We start from the raw sequence: 19,040 nt of genomic DNA on the forward strand, positions 1-19,040 counted from the left end.
CCGTCGGCATCACGGCGTGACCGTCGGCGTCACGGCGTGATCGAGAACTCCCGCAGGATCGCCCGGGCCAGCCGCGGGTCGCCCTCGACCTTGACGAGGTCCCGCGCCGCGTCCGGCTTCAGGCGCCCGCACGCCAGCCGGGCGTACGTCTCCCAGTCCATGCCCAGGGTCACCGTGGGGCCGAGCGACACACTGCTGTCGATCTTCCCCCGGCCCTGGCCGTCGACCCGCACGGTCCGCAGGAACTCCAGCGGGCCGTGCACGTCGAAGACCACCGCCGCGCCCGGCGGGGCGGCCGCGTCCTTGGCGACGACCTTCGGCAGCGCGGCCAGCAGGAAGTCACGGGTGATGGCGGCGGCGGGGGAGTCGAGGTTGCCGGGCATCCCGAGCGCGCGCCGCAGGTCCTGCTCGTGCGTCCACACGTCGAAGGCCCGTACGGTCAGGGCCCGTTCGAGCGGCTGGTCGTTGCCCGAGCCCAGCGGCCAGCGGACCGGCGTCTGCGGGCCCCGGTGCTCGTTCCGCAGCTGCCGGCAGCGCCGGAGGATGATGAGGTCCAGCTCGGAGGTCATCTCCAGGGCGGTGTGACAGCGCCGCACGTCGACCTGCACCTCGATGTAGCGCGAGAACTCGTCGGTGACGTGGTAGAGATCGCGCGGCAGCGTGTGGATCGGCCGTGGTTCGCCCAGGAATTCGGTTTCCACGCCGATGACGTGCGAGACCACATCGCGCACCGACCACCCGGGGCACTCGGTGGGCCTGTTCCAGTCGCTCTCGGCGAGCGGTCTCACCAACTCGTGGATCGCTTCGATGGAGTGGGTCCAGGCGTCGATGACGGGCTGAAGACTGGGGTGGACGGTCACGGAATCCCTCGGGCGGTGCGTGCGCGGATTGGCTGCTCGTGCTGCGTCGGCTGCGGGGCAAGTGCTCTTCGGGTGTTCAGCAGTTAAGTTACGCTGCGCACGGGCAGGCTGGCAGTGGTTTCGGACGCTGAGATTGGTGGTACCGTGCGCGTCTCCTTGATCCAGGTCGACGTCTCCGACGCGGAGCCGACCGGCGCGCGGCGCTCGCGCGTGGCCGGGCTCGTACGCGAACAGCGGGGCAGTGACCTCGTGGTGCTGCCCGAACTGTGGCACGTCGGGGCCTTCGCCTACGAGTCCTTCGCCACCGGTGCCGAGGCCCTGGACGGGCCCACCGCCTCGGCGATGGCCGAGGCCGCGCGCGACGCGCGTGTCTGGCTGCACGCCGGTTCGATCGCCGAACTGACGGAGTCCGGCACGGTCTTCAACACCTCCCTGGTCTTCTCGCCCGAGGGCGAGCTGGTCCGCACCTACCGCAAGATCCACCGCTTCGGCTTCGACCAGGGCGAGGCGGTCCTGATGGGCGCGGGCACGGAAGTCGTCACCGCCCCCCTGCCGGACACCACGCTGGGCCTGGCCACCTGCTACGACCTGCGCTTCCCCGAGCTCTTCCGCGCCCTGGTCGACGCCGGTGCCCAGACCCTCGTCGTGCCGGCCGGCTGGCCGGAGCGCCGCCGCGACCACTGGACGCTGCTGGCCCGCGCCAGGGCGGTGGAGAACCAGTCGTACGTCCTCGCCTGCGGCACGGCGGGCACCCACGCGGGCGTCCCCCAGGCGGGCCACAGCCTGATCGTCGACCCCTGGGGCGAGACGCTGGCCCAGGCCGGGGCGGCCGAGGAAGTCCTCACGGCGGACCTGGACATGGCGAAGGTCGCGAAGACGCGGGAGTCCTTCCCGGCGCTCAAGGACCGCGTGCTCGGCCGCTAGCGGCCGGCCGCCGGGCGCTCCGGGTCCAGCAGCCTCTTGGCCACCTCCTCGTTGTGCAGCGAGACCCACGCCCACGTCTTCCCCTCCACCGCCTCCGGTGAGTGGACGTCCTGGTGCTGCCGCAGGAACTCGCGGTAGTCACTGCTGTGCGCGTGCATCGTGCGCTCCAGGGCGACGTCGCCGGCGGTGGCGACGGCGCGCACCGTGTCGGTCCGCTGGAGCCGGTGCGTGCAGCGGATCTCCGCCCGGAGCGGGAGGCTCGCGCCGAGCCGGTGACTGAAGGGGGTGACCAGGGCCAGCTCCAGGGCGGCGAAGACGAACTCGGGGCGGAGGTCGTCCTTGACGCACCAGGCGAGGACGGCGGACGAGGAGAGATCCAGCACGAAGATCGTGTAGAGCGTCCCGGAGGGGCTGCCGGCCCTCGGGGTGTCCAGCAGGGTGTAGTCGACGGCCAGCGTCCTGATGGCATCGCCCGGCCGTGCGGACTCCGCGGGGGCACGTTTGCGTTTCGAGGCGCGCCGGGCGCTGTGCGCGTAATAGGTGGACGGGGCGATCCCCAGGGTGCGGCAGATCGGCTCGACCCCGAACTCCTCCCGGCGGAGGTCGACGAACGCGGTCAGCGTTCCGCGCGCGGGTCGAGCGCCCGGGCGATAAAACCCCCTGCCTCCAGCAGGATCTTGTTGGCCCGCTTCACCTCGGCGAGCTCCTTCTCCAGCGCCTTGACGCGCTGGGCGTGCGAGGTGGACCTGCCCGGCCGGATCCCGGAGTCGATCTCTCCCTGGCGTATCCACGCGCGGAGCGTCTCGCGGCCGATGCCGAGCTCCCGGGAGACCTCCGAGATCGAGCCGTAGGGCGTGCCGTTGCGGCGGCGCAGGTCGTGGACCATGCGCATCGCCTCCCGCTTCAGCTCCGGCGGATATTTCCTGCGAGCGGGCATGGACAACCTCCATTCCAGGCTTGGGAGTCTCCAGTGAGCCTCATTCCAATCTGCAATCCCTACGAAAAACCAGTCTGCCCCGGTCAGTTGGGCGGCGGGTACCTTGCGACCCCTGGCGAAACCCTGGCGAACTTCTGGATGTGGCATGTGCCCCCGGACCGCCTGCGTAGGGTTCCAGCGCGGAGTTGTCGAGGTCCGCGGAACATGCGCTGTCCACCCGTGCCGTATCCCATCGTTCGCACGCACGGAGGTGACATGCATGGCAGCTGATCGACGGCAACCATGCGGATGGCGAAAGACCCCGGTCGGGATCCTTCTCGCCGTGGTGTCGTTCCTGACCAATATCGCTCGACTGGTCCTCGAGCTGGTCGGACACCACAGCGGATCCTGACGGGGGTCTCCTCGCGAAACCCCGGGGAGTCGTACCTTCGTGCGGCTCCCCGGCCCTGTCCTGGAGCCGGGCTCCGGACACGTCAACTCTAGGTGCTCCGGCAGGCCGGCGGAGCGGAAAACAAGGCAACAGGCCGGACTGTCCGTGCCGTGTCCCCTTACCGTCCGCCAGGCCAAGCTCTTGTGATCGCGCGTTCACACCGGGATGGCACCCTTGAACCATGAACACTGCTTCCCCCGCTCCCCGCGGCGCCCGGGTCCGAGCCCCCGAACTGATCGGCAAGGGCGGCTGGCTGAACACCGGCGGAATCGACCTGACCCTCGCCGGCCTGCGAGGACGCATCGCGATTCTCGATTTTTGGACGTTCTGCTGTGTGAACTGCCTGCACGTCCTCGACGAGCTGCGCGAGCTGGAGGAGAAGCACCGCGACACCGTGGTGATCATCGGCGTGCACTCGCCGAAGTTCGTGCACGAGGCCGAGCACCAGGCCGTGGTCGACGCCGTCGAGCGGTACGAGGTGCACCACCCCGTCCTGGACGACCCCGAGCTCGCGACGTGGAAGCAGTACGCCGTGCGCGCCTGGCCCACGCTCGTCGTGATCGACCCGGAGGGCTACATCGTCGCCCAGCACGCCGGCGAGGGGCACGCGCACGCTCTTGAGGCACTGGTGGCTGAGCTGGAGGCCGAGCACGGGGCCAAGGGGACGCTGCGGCGCGGTGACGGGCCGTACGTCGCGCCCGAGCCCGTGGCCACCGACCTCCGCTTCCCCGGCAAGGCCGTGCGGCTGCCCGGCGGCACCTTCCTCGTCTCGGACTCCACCCGCCACCAGCTCGTGGAGCTCGCCGCCGACGCCGAGACCGTCGTACGCCGCGTCGGCACCGGCGAACGCGGCTTCGGGCCGGAGAGCTTCAGCGAACCGCAGGGGCTCGCGCTGCTGCCCGACGGCCGGGTCGTCGTCGCCGACACCGTGAACCACGCGCTGCGGGCGTACGACCCGGAGACCGGCGCGGTCACGACCCTCGCCGGGACGGGCAGGCAGTGGATGCAGGGACAGCCCACCTCCGGCCCCGCGACCGAGATCAGCCTCTCCTCCCCCTGGGACGTGGCCTGGTTCGCCGGCCGCGTCTGGATCGCCATGGCGGGCGTCCACCAGCTGTGGACGTACGACCCGAAGACCCAGGCCGTCGAGGTCGCGGCCGGCACGACCAACGAGGGCCTGGTCGACGGACCGGCGGCCGAGGCGTGGTTCGCGCAGCCGTCCGGGCTCGCGGCGACCGAGGACCGGCTCTGGGTCGCCGACTCCGAGACCTCCGCCCTGCGCTGGGTCGAGCGGGACGGCGACGGCTTCGCCGTCCGCACCGCCGTCGGCACCGGCCTCTTCGACTTCGGCCACCGCGACGGCGACGCCGCGCAGGCCCTCCTCCAGCACCCCCTGGGCGTGACCGCCCTGCCCGACGGCTCCGTCGCCGTCTGCGACACCTACAACCACGCGCTGCGCCGCTTCGACCCGGCCACCGGCCAGGTCACCACGCTCGCGACCGACCTGCGCGAGCCGTCCGACGCCGTGCTCGCCGGTGACGACATCGTGGTCGTGGAGTCCGCCCGGCACCGCCTGACGCGGCTGCGGCTGCCCGAGGAGGCCGTACGGGTCGAGGCCGTCGCCCACCGCACGCAGCGCGCCGCCACCGAGATCGCCCCCGGGCGGCTGCGGCTCGACGTCGTCTTCCAGGCCCCGGCCGGACAGAAGCTCGACACCCGCTACGGCCCGTCCACCCGCCTGCTCGTCAGCTCCACCCCTCCGGAGCTCCTGGCGGAGGGCTCGGGCCCCGGCACCGACCTGGGCCGCGACCTCGTCCTGGCGGACGGCGTGACCGAGGGCGTCCTGCACGTCTCGGCGATGGCCGCCTCGTGCGACGACGACCCGGACAACGAGTACCCGGCGTGCCACATGCACCAGCAGGACTGGGGAGTTCCCGTGCGCGTGGCGGAGGGCGGGGCCTCGCGGCTGCCTCTGGTGCTGGCGGGCCTGGCCGGCTGAGGCCGACCGAGACCTCAGGCGCGGGCCCGGACTACCACTTCAGCGCCTCGGGCGACCCCTTCTGCCAGTACGTGACGCGCGCCGCGTCGTCGACGTGGACCTTGCCTCCGGGCAGGTCCACCGACGCCTGGTCGCCGACGCTGCCGTTGCCGTCCGAACCCTGGAAGGAGACGCCCAGCTTCTTCGCGTCACGGCCGGCACCGCCCGAGCCGTCCGCGGCCGAGGTGATGACACCCGCGTAGGCCGCCTTGCCCGGCGCCAGCGTGATGACGCCCTGCGGGCGGCTCTCCTCCACGACGCCCGCGGTCGCCTGGTCGGCGTCGAAGCGGACGAACGGGAAGTTGTACGCGTGGCAGGGGCTCTTCGAGGTGTTGGTGGCCACCAGGAGCAGGTGGTTGACGGGCGTCTGGACGGCCTTCGCCTCCACCTTGACGTTCGCGGCCGTGCAGGTGCCCTTGGCGCCGTCCTTGCCGTCCTTCGAGGCCGTGGCGGCCTGCGCCGTGTCCGCCTGTCCCGAGTCGTCCGCCGACTGCCCCTGCCCGTCGGCCGCCGAGGTGTCGGCCTTCCCGCTGGTCTTTGCGCCCGAACCGTCGCTGCCGCCGCAGGCGGTCAGGGAGAGGGCCGCCGCCGCGGTGAGCGCGGCCGCGGCGAGGCGCAGGGTGCGGGTACGAGTCATGGTGGATCCCCCGATGGGATGTCGGCCGGTCGGTACGGCATGGATCATTCCGCAGTGCATTGGCATACGGCTAACGCTCCGCTAACGTTTCGGGATTGGGTGCCCCGAATGTGTGGTCTTGCCCCAGGCTTTGCCCACGCTCTGTTCGAGCCGCGCCGCGATCAGTCGCCCGGCTCCGGCGGCGGCCGCTGCGCGAAGAGCTTCACCAGGTCGCTCATGACGTACCGCCCCGTCGCCTCCTCGTCCACCAGGTGCATCTCCGCCAGCCGGTCCAGGCCGTAGCGCGTCACGTCGGGGTCCGCGCCCGCGAGTTCGGCGACGTCCGAGGCGTCCACGACGCGCGAGAAGCCCGCGCCCAGCGCGCTCAGGAGGCGGGCGTCGTCCTCCGACAGACGAGCCGCCGAGGCACGCAGGGCCGCCGCCACACCCGTGTCCTCGGCGGACAGCAGGGCCAGCCGCTGCCGCTCGTCGCGCAGCGCCGCCGCGATCCGGCCCAGCCGCCAGCGCGGGCGGGCCGTCAGCTGGGCGGCCGCGGCGCGCAGCGCGAGCGGCAGGCCGTCGCAGAGCGCGACCAGTTCGGCCGCCGCGTCGGGGTCCTCGGCGACCCGGTCGGGACCGAGGACCGCGCCCAGCAGGGCCACCCCGTCCTCCGTGCCGAGCGAGCGCAGCCGCAGCGGCCGCGCCGAGTCAGTCGCCACCAGACCGTCGAGCCGGCTGCGGCTGGTGACGAGCGTCGCGCACCGCGCGCCGGCGGGCAGCAGTGGCCGCACCTGGGCGGAACTGCGCGCGTTGTCGAGGACCACGAGCACCTGCCGCCCGGCCACGAGCGAGCGGTAGAGCGCGGACGCCGCCTGCGGCGAGGCGGGTATGCGGTTACCGGGCGTGCCGAGCGCCAGCAGGAACTCCCGCAGCACCTCGTACGGCTGCGCCTCCTCGCTGCCGCTGAACCCCCGCAGATCGGCGAACAGCCGGCCGTCGGGGAACGCGTCGCCGTGGACGTGCGCCCAGTGCGCGGCGAACGCGCTCTTGCCGACGCCGGCGGGCCCGGTCACGAGCGCGACCTCACCGGCCGCGGGCACGGGCGCGGCGCCGTGACCGCCCAGGAGCCGGGTCAGTTCGGCGAGTTCACGGTCCCGGCCGAGGAACCCGGCCGGCCGCCGGGGCAGCAGTTGCGGCGTCGCCCACGGGCCCGTCAGCGACGCGCGCGGCCTGTCGGCACCGTCGGCCGTCCACCGCTGACTGCGCGCGGCCGCCTCCCCGCCGCCCGCGGTGGGCGTGAGCATGTGCGCGTAGGCCGTGCGCAGCGCCTCGCCCGGACCCACGCCCAGGTCGTCCGAGAGCAGGCGTCTGGTGCGGTGGAACCACTCGATCGCCTCGGACTGACGGCCCGCGCGGTACAGCGCGAGCATCAGCGCGGCCACGAGGGACTCGCGCAGGGGATGCCCGACCGCCTCCGGCAGCAGCGCCGCGGCCGCGTGGTCGTGCGCCCCCAGCGCGCCGTACGCCCGCGCGAGCGCCTCGACGGCCGTCAGCCGCCGCTCGTCCAGCGCGTGCGCGGCCGCGGCCAGCGGCGGCGTGAGGACCGTGCCGGTCAGCGCCGGACCGTGCCACAGGCCCAGTGCCTCACGCAGCAGCCCCACCGCCTCCGACGGAGCCTCCTCCGGGCGTGCGCGGGCGACGAGTTCGCCGAAGCGGTACGTGTCCACGGCCGGCTCCGGCAGCCGCAGCAGATACGCCGAACCGTGCGTGGCCAGCGACACCCCGTACGCGTCGGCACCCGCCTCCGCCAGGGTCGCCCGGAGCCGTGAGACATGGCCCTGCACGACCGTGCGGGCGTGCGCGGGCGGCGCGTCCTCCCAGACCGAGTCGATCAACTGCGCCACGGAGACCGTCGTGTTGGGCTGCAACAGCAGCATGGCGAGCACGCTGCGCCGTTTGGCGGGGCCCAGCGGGAGCTCACCGGAGGCGGCGGTGGCGGTGACCGGGCCCAGCAGGGAGAACTCCAAATCAGCCCTCCAGGAAGGCAGTCAGCGCGGCGGCCAGCAGATGCGGGTCGTCCGCGCCGCACAGCTCGCGCGCGGAGTGCATGGACAGGCAGGCGACGCCGATGTCGACAGTGGCGATGCCGTGGCGGGCGGCCGTGATGGGGCCGATGGTGGTGCCGCAAGGCATGGAGTTGTTCGAGACGAAGTGCTGCCACGGCACGCCGGCCCGCTCGCACGCGGCGGCGAAGACGGCCCGGCCGCCGCCGTCGGTCGCGTACCGCTGATTGACGTTGGTCTTCAGGATCGGCCCGCCGTTGGGCACCGGGTGGTGGCCCGGGTCGTGGTGCTCCGCGTAGTTGGGGTGCACCGCGTGGCCGGTGTCGGAGGAGAGGCAGACGGTGCCGGCGAAGGCGCGCGCCTTGTCCTCGTACGCACCGCCGCGGGCGAAGACGGACCGCTCCAGCACCGTGCCCAGCAGCGGGCCGTCGGCGCCGGTGTCGGACTGGCTGCCGTTCTCCTCGTGGTCGAAGGCGGCCAGCACCGGGATGTACGGCAGGTGGTCGCCGGCGGCGGCGGCCAGCGCGGCCGCGCCCGCGTGCACGGACAGCAGGTTGTCCAGGCGCGGCGCGGCGAGCAGCTCGCGGTCGCGGCCGAGGTAGGCGGGCGGCTCCACGCTGTGGACCATCAGGTCCCAGCCGGCGATCTCCTCGGCGACCAGGTCGGCCTCCTGGGCGACGAAGCGGACGAGGTCGCCCTCGCGCGGCTCGCCCAGGCCCCAGATCGGCGTCATGTGCCGCTGCTTGTCGAGCTTGAGGCCGTCGTTGACGCCCCGGTCGAGGTGGATGGCGAGCTGCGGCACGCGCAGCAGCGGGCGGTCCACGTTGACCAGGTGGTGGCTGCCGTCGCGCAGTGTCACCCGGCCGGAGAGGCCGAGGTCGCGGTCGAGCCAGGTGTTGAGCAGCGTGCCGCCGTAGAGCTCGACGGCGACCTGGCGCCAGCCGTGCGCACCGGTGTCCGGCAGCGGCTTGACGCGGAGGTTGGGCGAGTCGGTGTGCGCGCCGATGATGCGGAAGGGGGTGGCGGCTGTCGCACCCTCAGGTACGTACCAGGCGACGAGGGCGCCCCCGCGCAGCACGAACTTCCCACCCGTCGACGCGTCCCACGCGTCGGTCTCGGCGATCTGGCGGAAGCCCGCCTTCTCCAGTCGTGCGGCTGTGTTGGCCACCGCGTGGTACGGGGAGGGGCTGGCGGCGAGGAAGGAGATCAGGTCGTCGGTGTGGCCGCGGTCGAAGCGGTGCGCAGGGCTCATGGCCTCAGGATAAGGACAACGGGCCCGCCGTCCCCGGGAGGGAGAGCGGGCCCGTGGCCGAGGTGCGGAAGCGGTGCCACCGGAACCTCACGGTCCGGTGGCGTGCCGCGTGGGTGCCTTCAGCGTGGTGCCTTTAGAAGGCGGACTCGTCCAGCTCCATCAGGGAGTTGTCGATGGACTCGGCGAGGCCGCGCTCCAGGGAGACGCCCGGCAGGATGTTGTGGGCGAAGAACTTCGCCGCCGCGATCTTGCCCTCGTAGAACGGCTTGTCCTTGGAGGAGGCGGCCGGCAGCTTCTCGGCGGCCACGGCCGCGCCGCGCAGCAGGAGGTAGCCGACGACGACGTCACCGGAGGCCATCAGCAGGCGGGTGGTGTTGAGGCCGACCTTGTAGATGTTCTTGACGTCCTCGCCGGTGGCGGTGAGGTCGGTGATCATCTTGCCGACGATCGCCTCCAGGTCCACCGCGGCCTTGGCGAGCGAGCCGCGCGCCTCGGCCAGCTCCTCGCCGCCGGCCTCGGAGGCCAGGAACTTCTTGATCTCCTCGGCCAGGGTGTTCAGGGACTGGCCCTGGTCGCGGACGATCTTCCGGAAGAAGAAGTCCTGGCCCTGGATGGCGGTCGTGCCCTCGTAGAGCGTGTCGATCTTCGAGTCGCGGATGTACTGCTCGATCGGGTACTCCTGGAGGTACCCGGAGCCGCCGAAGGTCTGGAGCGACTGCGCGAGCAGCTCGTAGGACTTCTCCGAGCCGTAGCCCTTCACGATCGGCAGGAGCAGGTCGTTGAGGCCCTGCAGCGCCTTGGTGTCCTCGCCCGCGTGCTCCTTGACCAGGATGTCGTCCTGGACGGCGGCGGTGTGCAGGACGAGGGCGCGCATGCCCTCCGCGTACGCCTTCTGCGTCATCAGGGAGCGGCGCACGTCGGGGTGGTGGGTGATGGTGACCTTGGGCGCGGTCTTGTCCATGAAGTTGGCCAGGTCCGGACCCTGCACGCGCTCCTTGGCGTACTCCAGCGCGTTGAGGTAGCCGGTGGAGAGGGTGGCGATGGCCTTCGTGCCGACCATCATCCGGGCGAACTCGATGATCATGAACATCTGGCGGATGCCGTCGTGCTTCTCGCCGATGAGCCAGCCCTTGGCGGGGTGCTTGTCGCCGAAGGTCATCTCGCACGTGTTGGACGCCTTGAGGCCCATCTTGTGCTCGACGTTGGTGGCGTAGACGCCGTTGCGCTCGCCCAGCTCGCCGGTCTCGAAGTCGAACTCGTACTTCGGGACGAGGAAGAGCGACAGGCCCTTGGTGCCCGGGCCGTGGCCCTCGGGGCGGGCGAGGACGTAGTGGAGGATGTTGTCCGCCATGTCGTGCTCACCGGAGGTGATGAAGCGCTTCACACCCTCGATGTGCCAGGAGCCGTCCTCCTGCTTGACCGCCTTGGTGCGGCCGGCGCCCACGTCCGAGCCGGCGTCCGGCTCGGTCAGCACCATGGTGGAGCCCCACTGCTTCTCCACCGCGATCTTCGCGATGTGCTTCTGCTGCTCGGTGCCCTCCTCGAAGAGCACGCCCGCGAAGGCGGGACCGGAGGAGTACATCCACACGGCCGGGTTCGAGCCGAGGATCGTCTCCGCGAAGCCCCACAGGAGCGAGCGCGGCGCGGTGGTGCCGCCGATCTCCTCCGGAATGCCCAGGCGCCACCACTCGGCGTCCATGTACGCCTGGTAGCTCTTCTTGAAGGTGTCCGGAATCGGGGCGGTGTTGGTCTCCGGGTCGAACACCGGCGGGTTGCGGTCGGTGTCGGCGTAGGACTCCGCCAGCTCGTTCTCGGAGAGGCGCGTGATCTCCGAGAGGATGTCCTTGGCGGTCTCGATGTCCATCTCCGCGAACGGGCCGGAGCCGTACAGCTTGTCGCGGCCGAGCACCTCGAAGAGGTTGAACTCGATGTCGCGGAGATTCGACTTGTAGTGGCCCATGACAACGGCTCCGTAAGGCTGGGAGGTAGACCTCAAATACGTACCGGGCAGTAATTTCCATGATGCTACCCACCGGTAATAAGACGCAACCCCTGATCGTCCAACTGTGACCAGGCTCAATCGCGGAGCCGCGCGGGCAGGGACGCGGGAGCGCGGGGAGGACGACCTTCGGTGCGCCGTAAATCGTCCGGCCGGGAAGTCGACGTCGTACCTCCCGAGGGGGCTGGAGGGGCGGGTCTTCGAGGTCCGCGACGCGGTGATGGCTGTGGGTCGGTTCGCGCTTGAGTGCCGGGTGCCCGCTGTGGAGTGACGCGCCGGACGGAACTCGCGAACCGCCCACCAGGGAGGGTCTGTTGGTGAAAGATTGCTCCAGGAGGTGCACTGGGGCGAGCTCAAATTCCCCTGGCGGGAGAAGCGCTACCGGCGGTTGGTCTTCACCACGGGCTACGGGTGGAAGATCACTCCCAGCGGTCGGCTGGCTCTGTCGCTGGGGCGCGGGCGCGAGCGGATCGTGCTGGCGGTGCCGGAGATCATCGACCGGAGCGGTGCCCTGGTCACACCGGACCGATGGGGTGAGATCAAGCTGTGCTGGGACGCAGCGGCACGCTGCTGGTCCCTGCGTATCGCCTACCGGGTGCCTGACGACAGCCTGCCGGATGTTTCCGGCCCTGAAGGCGTGGAGGCTGCCGGAGTCCGGGTGGTGACCATCGTGCGCGGCCGCTCGTACGCCTGCGTCAACACGACCTGCGCCTCGGTGCTCCACCGGGACGCGGTGGGCGGGGTGAACATCCACACCTTGGCCGTCAACGACGGGACGTACGTCCCGGTCCCACCCGAGACGGTGATTCGGGTGAAGTATCTACGGGCCCAACCCGGCTGGTCTGCCGACCAGCGGGAACGGCATGGCTTCCACCAGCGCGCTCGACAGCGCGCGGGTGCGGGGCGCAGCCGCGAAGCACGTAGTAGCGCCCAGAACCGGGCCACCCGCGCTGACCTGCCTGTTGGCGCGTGTGTTGCTGTCGTTCCCTGTTCCGGGAACACCACGGGCCACGAAGGTGGTGCCGCCGCCCTCCGGGGCGTCGGCCGGGCGGTCGCCCGTACTGCCGCGGGGTGCGTGTGAAGACAGAAGCTCCGACCTTCAGGTCGGGGAGGTTCACTGAGTACGCTTTGGCGCATGTACGGCTACGACCAGAACGCGGGAACGCAGGGCTACGCACCGCCGCAGCAGCCCGGGGGCTACGGCGAGCAGCCGCTCTATCCCGAGCCGTCCCCGCCGTCGCTCGCCGACGCGGTCCGGGCCTTCACCACGGGGTCGATGTCCGCGGAGGACTTCCAGGTCGTCTTCTCGAGCTCGAAGGTCTACTGCCCGCGCGGTGACAACCCCGGCTTCCTCGCCCTGCACAACACCCAGCAGCCGGTGATCCCGATGTTCACCTCGCTCAAGGAGCTGCGGCGGTACGCGGGCAAGGAGTCGAAGTATTTCGTGATCACCGGTGCCGAGGTCATAGACCTCCTGCCGACCGGCTACGGCTTCGTCCTCGACATGGAGGGCGACCACCGCATGGTCTTCGACGCGAAGGCGGTCGAGCAGATGGTCGACTTCGCGATGCGCCGGATGTACGGCTAGGCGGTGGCCGGGCGGATCCCGCTGACCGCGGGATCGACAGGCTAGGCCGTGGCCCTGCGGTACAGCGCCGCCACGTCGTCGCCGAAGTACGAGCTGTACGACGTCTCGTCGTCGCCGCCCTCCTGATAGCCGCCCACGACGCCGGCGACCGTGCCCAGGCCCGTCGTCGGGTCGACGTCGGTGAGGAGGGGGCCGCCACTCGTGCCGTTCGTCAGGCCGCGGCAGTCGAAGCGGAGCTGGGTGGGGCTGTAGCTGTCGGTCGTGTTCTGGCAGGCGACCGGCGTCTCGCGGTCCGCCGGGTAGCCGATCAGGCGCGCCGCCCGCCGCGCGGCCGGCTTCAGGCCGAGCTTCTCCGCTCCGGTGACCCGCTCGATGGGCGTCCGGTCGCCGACCCTGCGGACCCGCAGGAAGGCGACGTCGTGGTCCGGGTCGCGGTCCGCGGCCCACTCCGGGTCGATGTCGACGGAGGTCGGCACCCACACGCCGTACGGCGCGAGGCCGTCGTGATAGCCCGGCGCGAACGCGATGTCCGTACGGAAACCGTCCTGGTGGACGCAGTGCGCGGCGGTGATCACGAGATCGCCCCTGGGGCTGTGCACGACGCTCGCGGTGCAGCCGTGGCCCGGCGTGCCCTCGCCTGTGTAGAAGAGCGGCCCCACCGCGGGTGACGGCTTGATCCCGGACGCCTCCAGCGGCTCTGAGGCGGGCAGCGGGTCCGGGCGTTCCGCGAGCGCGGCCTCCGGGTGCGGCGGGGCAGCCGGTTCGGTGCGCACCGCCGCGCGCAGTGCCTTGGACGCGGCGTCGCCGGCCGAGTCCGGCTGCGCGTAGTGGCCCGCCGCGTCACCCTCCGCGATCGGCGCGTCCGTGGCGATCCCGTGCTTGGCCATCATCAGCGCGACGGCGCCCAGGGCCAGCACGGCGGCGATCAGGGCGGAGAGGGCGGCCGGGCCGGGTCCGCGGACGTTCAGGCGCATTGATCCAGTGTCCATGGTCGGCAGGCGTGACCGGCGCGCGGGAATGCTGCGGCCCTTGCGGGTTGTTCATCCTTCAACTAACTTGGGGGCAGAACAACCGAGGAGGCTGTCATGCCGGCTGTGACCGTTGAGAACCCGCTGACCCTGCCGCGCGTCACCGCTCCGGCGGACGCGAAGCAGCGGCCGGTGCTGCACGTCGCGACCGCGCCGTCGGGCTTCGAGGGCGAGGGATTCCCCGTCCGCAGGGCCTTCGCGGGGATCAACTACAAGTTCCTCGACCCGTTCATCATGATGGACCAGATGGGCGAGGTGGAGTACGCCCCGGGCGAGCCCAAGGGCACCCCCTGGCACCCGCACCGCGGCTTCGAGACCGTCACGTACATCATCGACGGCACCATGAACCACAAGGACTCGCACGGCGGCGGTGGCACCATCACCGACGGCGACACCCAGTGGATGACCGCCGGTTCCGGCATCCTCCACATCGAGGCGCCGCCGGAGGAACTGGTGGTGGCCGGCGGGCTGTTCCACGGCCTCCAGCTGTGGGTCAACCTCCCGAAGAGCGACAAGATGATGTCCCCGCGCTACCAGGACATCGGGCGCGGCCAGGTCAAGCTGCTGACCTCGTCCGACGGCGGTGCGCTGCTGCGGCTGATCGCCGGTGACATCGACGGGCACGAGGGCCCGGGCATCACCCACACGCCCATCACGATGCTGCACGTGTCCCTGAACCCGGGGGCCGAGCTGACGCTGCCGTGGCGGTCCGACTTCAACGCGCTGGCGTACGCGCTGGCCGGGCGCGGCACGGCGGGCACGGACAAGCGGCCCTTCCGCACGGGGCAGTCCGTCGTCTTCGGTGACGGCGACTCGATCACGCTCCGCGCGGACGGGTCGCAGGAGTCCCGGAGCCCGAACTTCGAGGTCGTCCTCCTCGGCGGACGGCCGATCCGGGAGCCGATGATGCACTACGGGCCGTTCGTCATGAACACCCACGCCGAGCTCGCGCAGGCGTTCGAGGACTACCAGTCCGGCAGGCTCGGTGTGATCCCGGCCGACGCCTGAGCCGGCGGCGGGCCGGCGCCGTCCGCTTCGTAGAGCTCGAACCAGATGTTCTTGCCCTCGCCGCGGGGGTCCACCCCCCAGGCGCCCGCGAGCAGTTCCATCAGCACCAGGCCGCGCCCCGAGGAGGCCATCTCCCCGGGGTGCCGCCGGTGCGGGAGCTCGTCGCTGCCGTCCGCCACGTCCACGCGCACGCAGCGCGCGCCGTGCTCGCCGGAGATCTGGGCGGTGAGCAGCGCGTCCCCGTCCGTGTGCACGAGGACGTTGGTGACCATCTCGGAGACCATCAGGACGGCCGAGTCGACCTGGTCCGGGTCCGGCCAGTCGTGCAGCAGGAGGCGCAGCTGCCGCCGTGCCTCGGCGATGCGCTCCGGTTCGGCCTGGGCGATGGTCAGGACCGTGCGGCGCCGGGCCGGGGCGCCGGTCGCGGCCGCGCCGTCGCGGGCGAGCAGGAGGACGGCGATGTCGTCCTCGCGCCGGTCGGCGAGCGGGCCGGTCGTGTAGTGCGAGGACGGGCCGTGCACGCCCTGCACGAGCGCGTCGGCGAGCGCCTCCAGGCACTCGGTGGGCCGGGCGCCGTCCTCGTCGCAGGTGTGCCCCTCGATGATCCCGCGCAGCCGCTCCCAGCCGGTCTCCAGGTCGTGGCCGCCGGTCTCGATGAGGCCGTCGGTGCACACGAGCATGGTCTCGCCGGGTTCGAGGACGAGCCGGGTGGTGGGGTAGTCGGTGTCGGGGTCGATGCCGAGCGGCAGACCGCCGGCCGTGGGCCGCAGGAGCATCGTGCCGTCGGTGAGCCGGATCGCGGGGTCGGGGTGCCCGGCGCGGGCGATGGTCAGCCGCCCGGTGGCGGGGTCGACCTCGGTGTAGAGACAGGTGGCGAAGCGCGGGTCCGTGTCGTCGCCCTCGGTCTCGCTGGCGTTGATCCCCGCGAGGAAGCGCGAGGCCCGGGAGAGGACCGCGTCGGGGTGGTGGCCCTCGGAGGCGTACGCGCGCAGGGCGATCCGCAGCTGTCCCATCAGCCCCGCGGCCCGTACGTCGTGCCCCTGCACGTCCCCGATGACCAGGGCGATCTTGCCGTTGGGAAGCGGGATCATGTCGTACCAGTCGCCGCCGACGTCCAGCCCGCCGCCGGTCGGGACGTACCGCGCGGCCACCGACATCCCCGGGATGTCCGGCTGAAGTGTCGGCATCATCGAGCGCTGGAGGCCCACGGTCAGCTCGCGCTCGGACTCGTGGACGCTGGCCCGGCTCAGCGCCTGCGCGAGCATCCGGGCCACGGTGGTGAGCACGGACCGCTCGTCGGGGGTGAAGGCCACCGGCACGCTGAAGCCCGCCATCCAGGCGCCGATGGTCTGCCCGGCGTTGATCAGCGGCAGGAAGGCCCATGCCTTGCGGCCGAAGTGCGCCACCTGCTTCCAGGCGTCGGGGAAGCGGCGCTCGTAGTCCTCGGGGGAGGGGAAGTAGATCGCGCGGCCGGTGCGGATGACCTCCGCGGCCGGATAGCCGGCGTCCAGCGGAAGATCGAGGAAGGGCGCCGCCTCGCCGGGACCGTAGCCCTGGTGGCCGATGACCTTGACCCGGGAGCCCTCCGCGCTGAAGACGGCCAGGCCCGAGGGCACGAAGCCGGGCATCGACAGGCCCGCCGCCACCCGCAGCACCTCGGCCGTCGAGCGGGCCTCCGCGAGGGCCCGCCCGGCGTCCAGCAGAAACGCTTCTCTGTTGCGGCGCCAGTCGCCCGTCACGGACGTGCGCACCGCCGAGGTGCCCTGGAGCGGCTGGGGCACCTCCTCCAGCGTCCCCACCAGGCCGTGCTCGCCGCCACGGGTGTGGGCCCGGGTGCGGCTGCGCAGCGTCCGCAGCACCCGCCCCTCCCCGTCGACCACCCGCAGCCGGGCCTCGGCGAGGGTGCCCTCGGCCACCGCTAGGCTGATGATCCCCTGGATCTCCACCCAGTCGACGGCGTGGAAGCGGCCGCGGGTCTCGGACTCGGTCAGCTCCACATGCGCGGCGGGGAGGCCGATGAGGCGGGCCGCCTCGGCATCGAAGGTGACGACGCGCGTGGCGTTGTCCCACTGCCACAGGCCGGTCGCGACAGCGGCCAGTACGTCCTCGGTGCGCATTGCCCCACTTTATGCGGGTATCGGCGCCGGACACCACCGAGGCCGCTCGCGGCAGTAGGTAGGCTTGCACAGGGGCTGCTACGTCGCTGACCCGGCGCCCCGCCCGATCAACGACCTCGATCAAGGCCCTCGATCGACGACCTCGATCACACCTCGACCAACGACTTGGATGAACGATGCATCGGTACCGGTCCCACACTTGCGGCGAGCTCCGTGCGGCTGACGTCGACACCGACGTGCGACTGAGTGGCTGGCTGCACAATCGGCGCGACCTGGGCGGCATCCTCTTCATCGATCTCCGCGACCACCACGGCCTGGTCCAGCTCGTCGCCCGTCCCGGCACCGCCGCGAACGAGGCCCTGAGCCACCTCACCAAGGAGACCGTCGTCCGCGTGGACGGCAAGGTCATGAGCCGCGGCGCGGACAACGTCAACCCCGAGCTGCCCACCGGTGAGATCGAGATCGAGGTCACCGAGGTCGAGGTGCTCGGCACCGCCGAGCAGATCCCCTTCACCATCAACGCCGACGACGGCGTGAACGAGGAGCGGCGCCTGGAGTACCGCTTCCTCGACCTCCGCCGCGAGCGCATGCACCGCAACATCATGCTGCGCTCGGCCGTCATCTCCGCCATCCGGCAGAAGATGGTCGCGCAGGGCTTCAACGAGCTGGCCACCCCGATCCTGTCCGCCACCTCCCCCGAGGGCGCGCGCGACTTCCTGGTGCCCTCCCGCCTGCACGCCGGCAAGTTCTACGCGCTGCCGCAGGCCCCCCAGCAGTTCAAGCAGCTGCTGATGATCGCGGGCTTCGACCGGTACTTCCAGATCGCGCCCTGCTTCCGCGACGAGGACGCCCGCGCGGACCGCTCGCCGGGCGAGTTCTACCAGCTCGACATGGAGATGTCCTTCGTCGAGCAGGAGGACGTCTTCCAGGTCATCGAGAAGGTCATGACCGAGCTCTTCGAGGAGTTCGGCAACGGCCGCCACGTCACCTCGCCGTTCCCGCGGATCCCCTTCCGCGAGGCGATGCTGAAGTACGGCTCCGACAAGCCGGACCTCCGCGCCAAGCTGGAGCTGGTCGACGTCTCCGGCGTCTTCGCCGACAGCGGCTTCAAGGCGTTCGCCGGCAAGCACGTCCGCGCGCTGGCCGTGCCGGACACCGCCGGCCAGAGCCGCAAGTTCTTCGACGGCCTCGGTGAGTACGCGGTCGAGCAGGGCGCGAAGGGCCTGGCCTGGGTCCGCGTGGGCGAGGGCGGCGAGCTCTCCGGCCCGATCGCGAAGTTCCTCACGGAGGAGGACGTCAAGGCGCTGACCGAGGCCCTCGGCCTGGTCCCCGGCCACGCCGTCTTCTTCGGCGCCGGTGAGTTCGACGAGGTCTCCAAGATCATGGGCGCGGTCCGCGTCGAGGCCGCGAAGCGCGCCGGCCACTTCGAGGAGAACGTCTTCCGCTTCTGCTGGATCGTCGACTTCCCGATGTTCGAGAAGGACGAGGAGACCGGCAAGATCGAGTTCTCGCACAACCCCTTCTCCATGCCGCAGGGCGGCCTGGAGGCGCTGAACACGATGGACCCGCTGGACATCCTGGCCTGGCAGTACGACATCGTCTGCAACGGCACGGAGCTGTCCTCCGGCGCCATCCGCAACCACGAGCCCGAGGTCATGTACCGCGCGTTCGAGATCGCCGGTTACTCGAACGAGGACGTGGAGCGCGAGTTCGGCGGCATGCTGCGTGCCTTCAAGTTCGGCGCCCCGCCGCACGGTGGTATCGCGCCGGGTGTCGACCGCATCGTGATGCTGCTCGCGGACGAGCCGAACATCCGCGAGACGATCGCGTTCCCGTTGAACGGGAACGCGCAGGATCTGCTGATGGGTGCGCCGAGTGAGGTGGACGAGTCGCGGCTGAAGGAGCTTCACCTTTCGCTGCGCAAGCCGCCGGTGAAGTAACGGCCGGTTTTTCGAGCGCCGGGCGGGCTTGGGCCTGCCCGGCGCTCGCTGTATCCGGGGGTTCTTTCCCCGGATCTGCCCTTTCCCGGCTGCGTCTGATGTGCGGCTTCGCCGCGTGGGGGGCGCTGCCCCAGGCCCCTGGGTGGGCGCCTGCGGCGGGCTTTGTTCCCCTACCCCGCCCCTTCCCGAAACTGGGGCTCCGCCCCAGACCCCGAACCTCGGGTCCGTTGCCTCCCCCAG

Annotated in this window: 15 protein-coding genes and 1 other annotated feature; of the genes, 6 read left to right on the plus strand and 9 right to left on the minus strand. The window is 71.4% G+C overall.

From position 1 onward, the window contains the following. Nucleotides 1-29: 29 nt before the first annotated feature. A complete protein-coding gene (locus ACFY1P_RS16730; RefSeq protein ID WP_361527822.1) occupies nucleotides 30-860 on the minus strand; it encodes a maleylpyruvate isomerase family mycothiol-dependent enzyme in 831 nt (276 codons plus the stop codon). A gap of 144 nt (nucleotides 861-1,004) precedes the next feature. On the opposite strand from ACFY1P_RS16730, the gene ACFY1P_RS16735 reads away from it, so the two are divergent. Beyond that, nucleotides 1,005-1,784 (plus strand): carbon-nitrogen family hydrolase, encoded by a 780-nt coding sequence (locus tag ACFY1P_RS16735; protein WP_390750972.1) that lies wholly within the window; start codon nucleotides 1,005-1,007, stop codon nucleotides 1,782-1,784. On the opposite strand, the gene ACFY1P_RS16740 is transcribed toward ACFY1P_RS16735, so the two are convergent. Next, entirely contained in the window at nucleotides 1,781-2,167 is a 387-nt protein-coding gene (locus tag ACFY1P_RS16740; RefSeq protein WP_390750973.1) for a hypothetical protein, read from the minus strand. The two genes, ACFY1P_RS16735 and ACFY1P_RS16740, sit on opposite strands and share 4 nt — an antisense overlap. A 162-nt stretch (nucleotides 2,168-2,329) precedes the next feature. Then, nucleotides 2,330-2,443, minus strand: a sequence feature (AL1L pseudoknot). Next, the gene (locus ACFY1P_RS16745; protein WP_390750974.1) at nucleotides 2,401-2,721 is read right to left on the minus strand and encodes a transposase; all 321 of its coding nucleotides are present in this window, start codon (nucleotides 2,719-2,721) and stop codon (nucleotides 2,401-2,403) included. It overlaps the preceding feature by 43 nt. A gap of 611 nt (nucleotides 2,722-3,332) precedes the next feature. Between ACFY1P_RS16745 and ACFY1P_RS16750 the strand changes: the two genes are divergently transcribed. Beyond that, nucleotides 3,333-5,150, plus strand: coding sequence for an NHL domain-containing thioredoxin family protein (locus ACFY1P_RS16750; RefSeq protein ID WP_361527830.1), 1,818 nt, complete (start codon nucleotides 3,333-3,335; stop codon nucleotides 5,148-5,150). A 31-nt stretch (nucleotides 5,151-5,181) separates the two neighbouring features. Here the strand turns inward: ACFY1P_RS16750 and ACFY1P_RS16755 are convergent, their stop codons facing one another. From ACFY1P_RS16755 to ACFY1P_RS16770, 4 genes are all read right to left on the minus strand, one after another. Further along, complete coding sequence (locus ACFY1P_RS16755) at nucleotides 5,182-5,826, minus strand: DUF4232 domain-containing protein (RefSeq protein WP_361527832.1); 645 nt, start codon at nucleotides 5,824-5,826, stop codon at nucleotides 5,182-5,184. A gap of 161 nt (nucleotides 5,827-5,987) precedes the next feature. After that, a complete protein-coding gene (locus ACFY1P_RS16760; protein WP_390750975.1) occupies nucleotides 5,988-7,832 on the minus strand; it encodes a BTAD domain-containing putative transcriptional regulator in 1,845 nt (614 codons plus the stop codon). 1 nt (nucleotide 7,833) lies between these two features. After that, nucleotides 7,834-9,120, minus strand: a complete 1,287-nt coding sequence (locus ACFY1P_RS16765) for a M18 family aminopeptidase (RefSeq protein ID WP_361527836.1) — start codon at nucleotides 9,118-9,120, stop codon at nucleotides 7,834-7,836. Nucleotides 9,121-9,253: 133 nt separating this feature from the next. Continuing rightward, entirely contained in the window at nucleotides 9,254-11,080 is a 1,827-nt protein-coding gene (locus ACFY1P_RS16770) for an acyl-CoA dehydrogenase (RefSeq protein ID WP_361527838.1), read from the minus strand. Nucleotides 11,081-11,444: 364 nt separating this feature from the next. Here ACFY1P_RS16770 and ACFY1P_RS16775 point away from each other — a divergent pair, with 364 nt between their 5' ends. Continuing rightward, nucleotides 11,445-12,200 (plus strand): hypothetical protein, encoded by a 756-nt coding sequence (locus tag ACFY1P_RS16775; protein WP_390750976.1) that lies wholly within the window; start codon nucleotides 11,445-11,447, stop codon nucleotides 12,198-12,200. 54 nt (nucleotides 12,201-12,254) lie between these two features. After that, nucleotides 12,255-12,707: an SseB family protein gene (locus tag ACFY1P_RS16780; protein ID WP_116212775.1), complete on the plus strand. Its 453-nt coding sequence runs from the start codon at nucleotides 12,255-12,257 to the stop codon at nucleotides 12,705-12,707. A gap of 41 nt (nucleotides 12,708-12,748) precedes the next feature. Here ACFY1P_RS16780 and ACFY1P_RS16785 read toward each other — a convergent pair whose 3' ends face one another. After that, the gene (locus ACFY1P_RS16785; protein ID WP_361527843.1) at nucleotides 12,749-13,681 is read right to left on the minus strand and encodes a trypsin-like peptidase domain-containing protein; all 933 of its coding nucleotides are present in this window, start codon (nucleotides 13,679-13,681) and stop codon (nucleotides 12,749-12,751) included. Between the two features lie 111 nt (nucleotides 13,682-13,792). Between ACFY1P_RS16785 and ACFY1P_RS16790 the strand changes: the two genes are divergently transcribed. Then, nucleotides 13,793-14,743 carry a pirin family protein gene (locus tag ACFY1P_RS16790; RefSeq protein ID WP_361527845.1) on the plus strand — a complete coding sequence of 317 codons (951 nt, stop codon included), beginning with the start codon at nucleotides 13,793-13,795 and terminating at the stop codon, nucleotides 14,741-14,743. On the opposite strand, the gene ACFY1P_RS16795 is transcribed toward ACFY1P_RS16790, so the two are convergent. Further along, a complete protein-coding gene (locus ACFY1P_RS16795) occupies nucleotides 14,701-16,860 on the minus strand; it encodes a SpoIIE family protein phosphatase (RefSeq protein WP_361527847.1) in 2,160 nt (719 codons plus the stop codon). The two genes, ACFY1P_RS16790 and ACFY1P_RS16795, sit on opposite strands and share 43 nt — an antisense overlap. A gap of 176 nt (nucleotides 16,861-17,036) precedes the next feature. Here ACFY1P_RS16795 and aspS point away from each other — a divergent pair, with 176 nt between their 5' ends. Further along, nucleotides 17,037-18,800 (plus strand): aspartate--tRNA ligase, encoded by a 1,764-nt coding sequence (aspS, locus tag ACFY1P_RS16800; protein WP_361527849.1) that lies wholly within the window; start codon nucleotides 17,037-17,039, stop codon nucleotides 18,798-18,800. Nucleotides 18,801-19,040 lie beyond the last annotated feature (240 nt).

It is taken from the genome of Streptomyces sp. NPDC001407 (assembly GCF_042895325.1).
Lineage (GTDB): Bacteria > Actinomycetota > Actinomycetes > Streptomycetales > Streptomycetaceae > Streptomyces.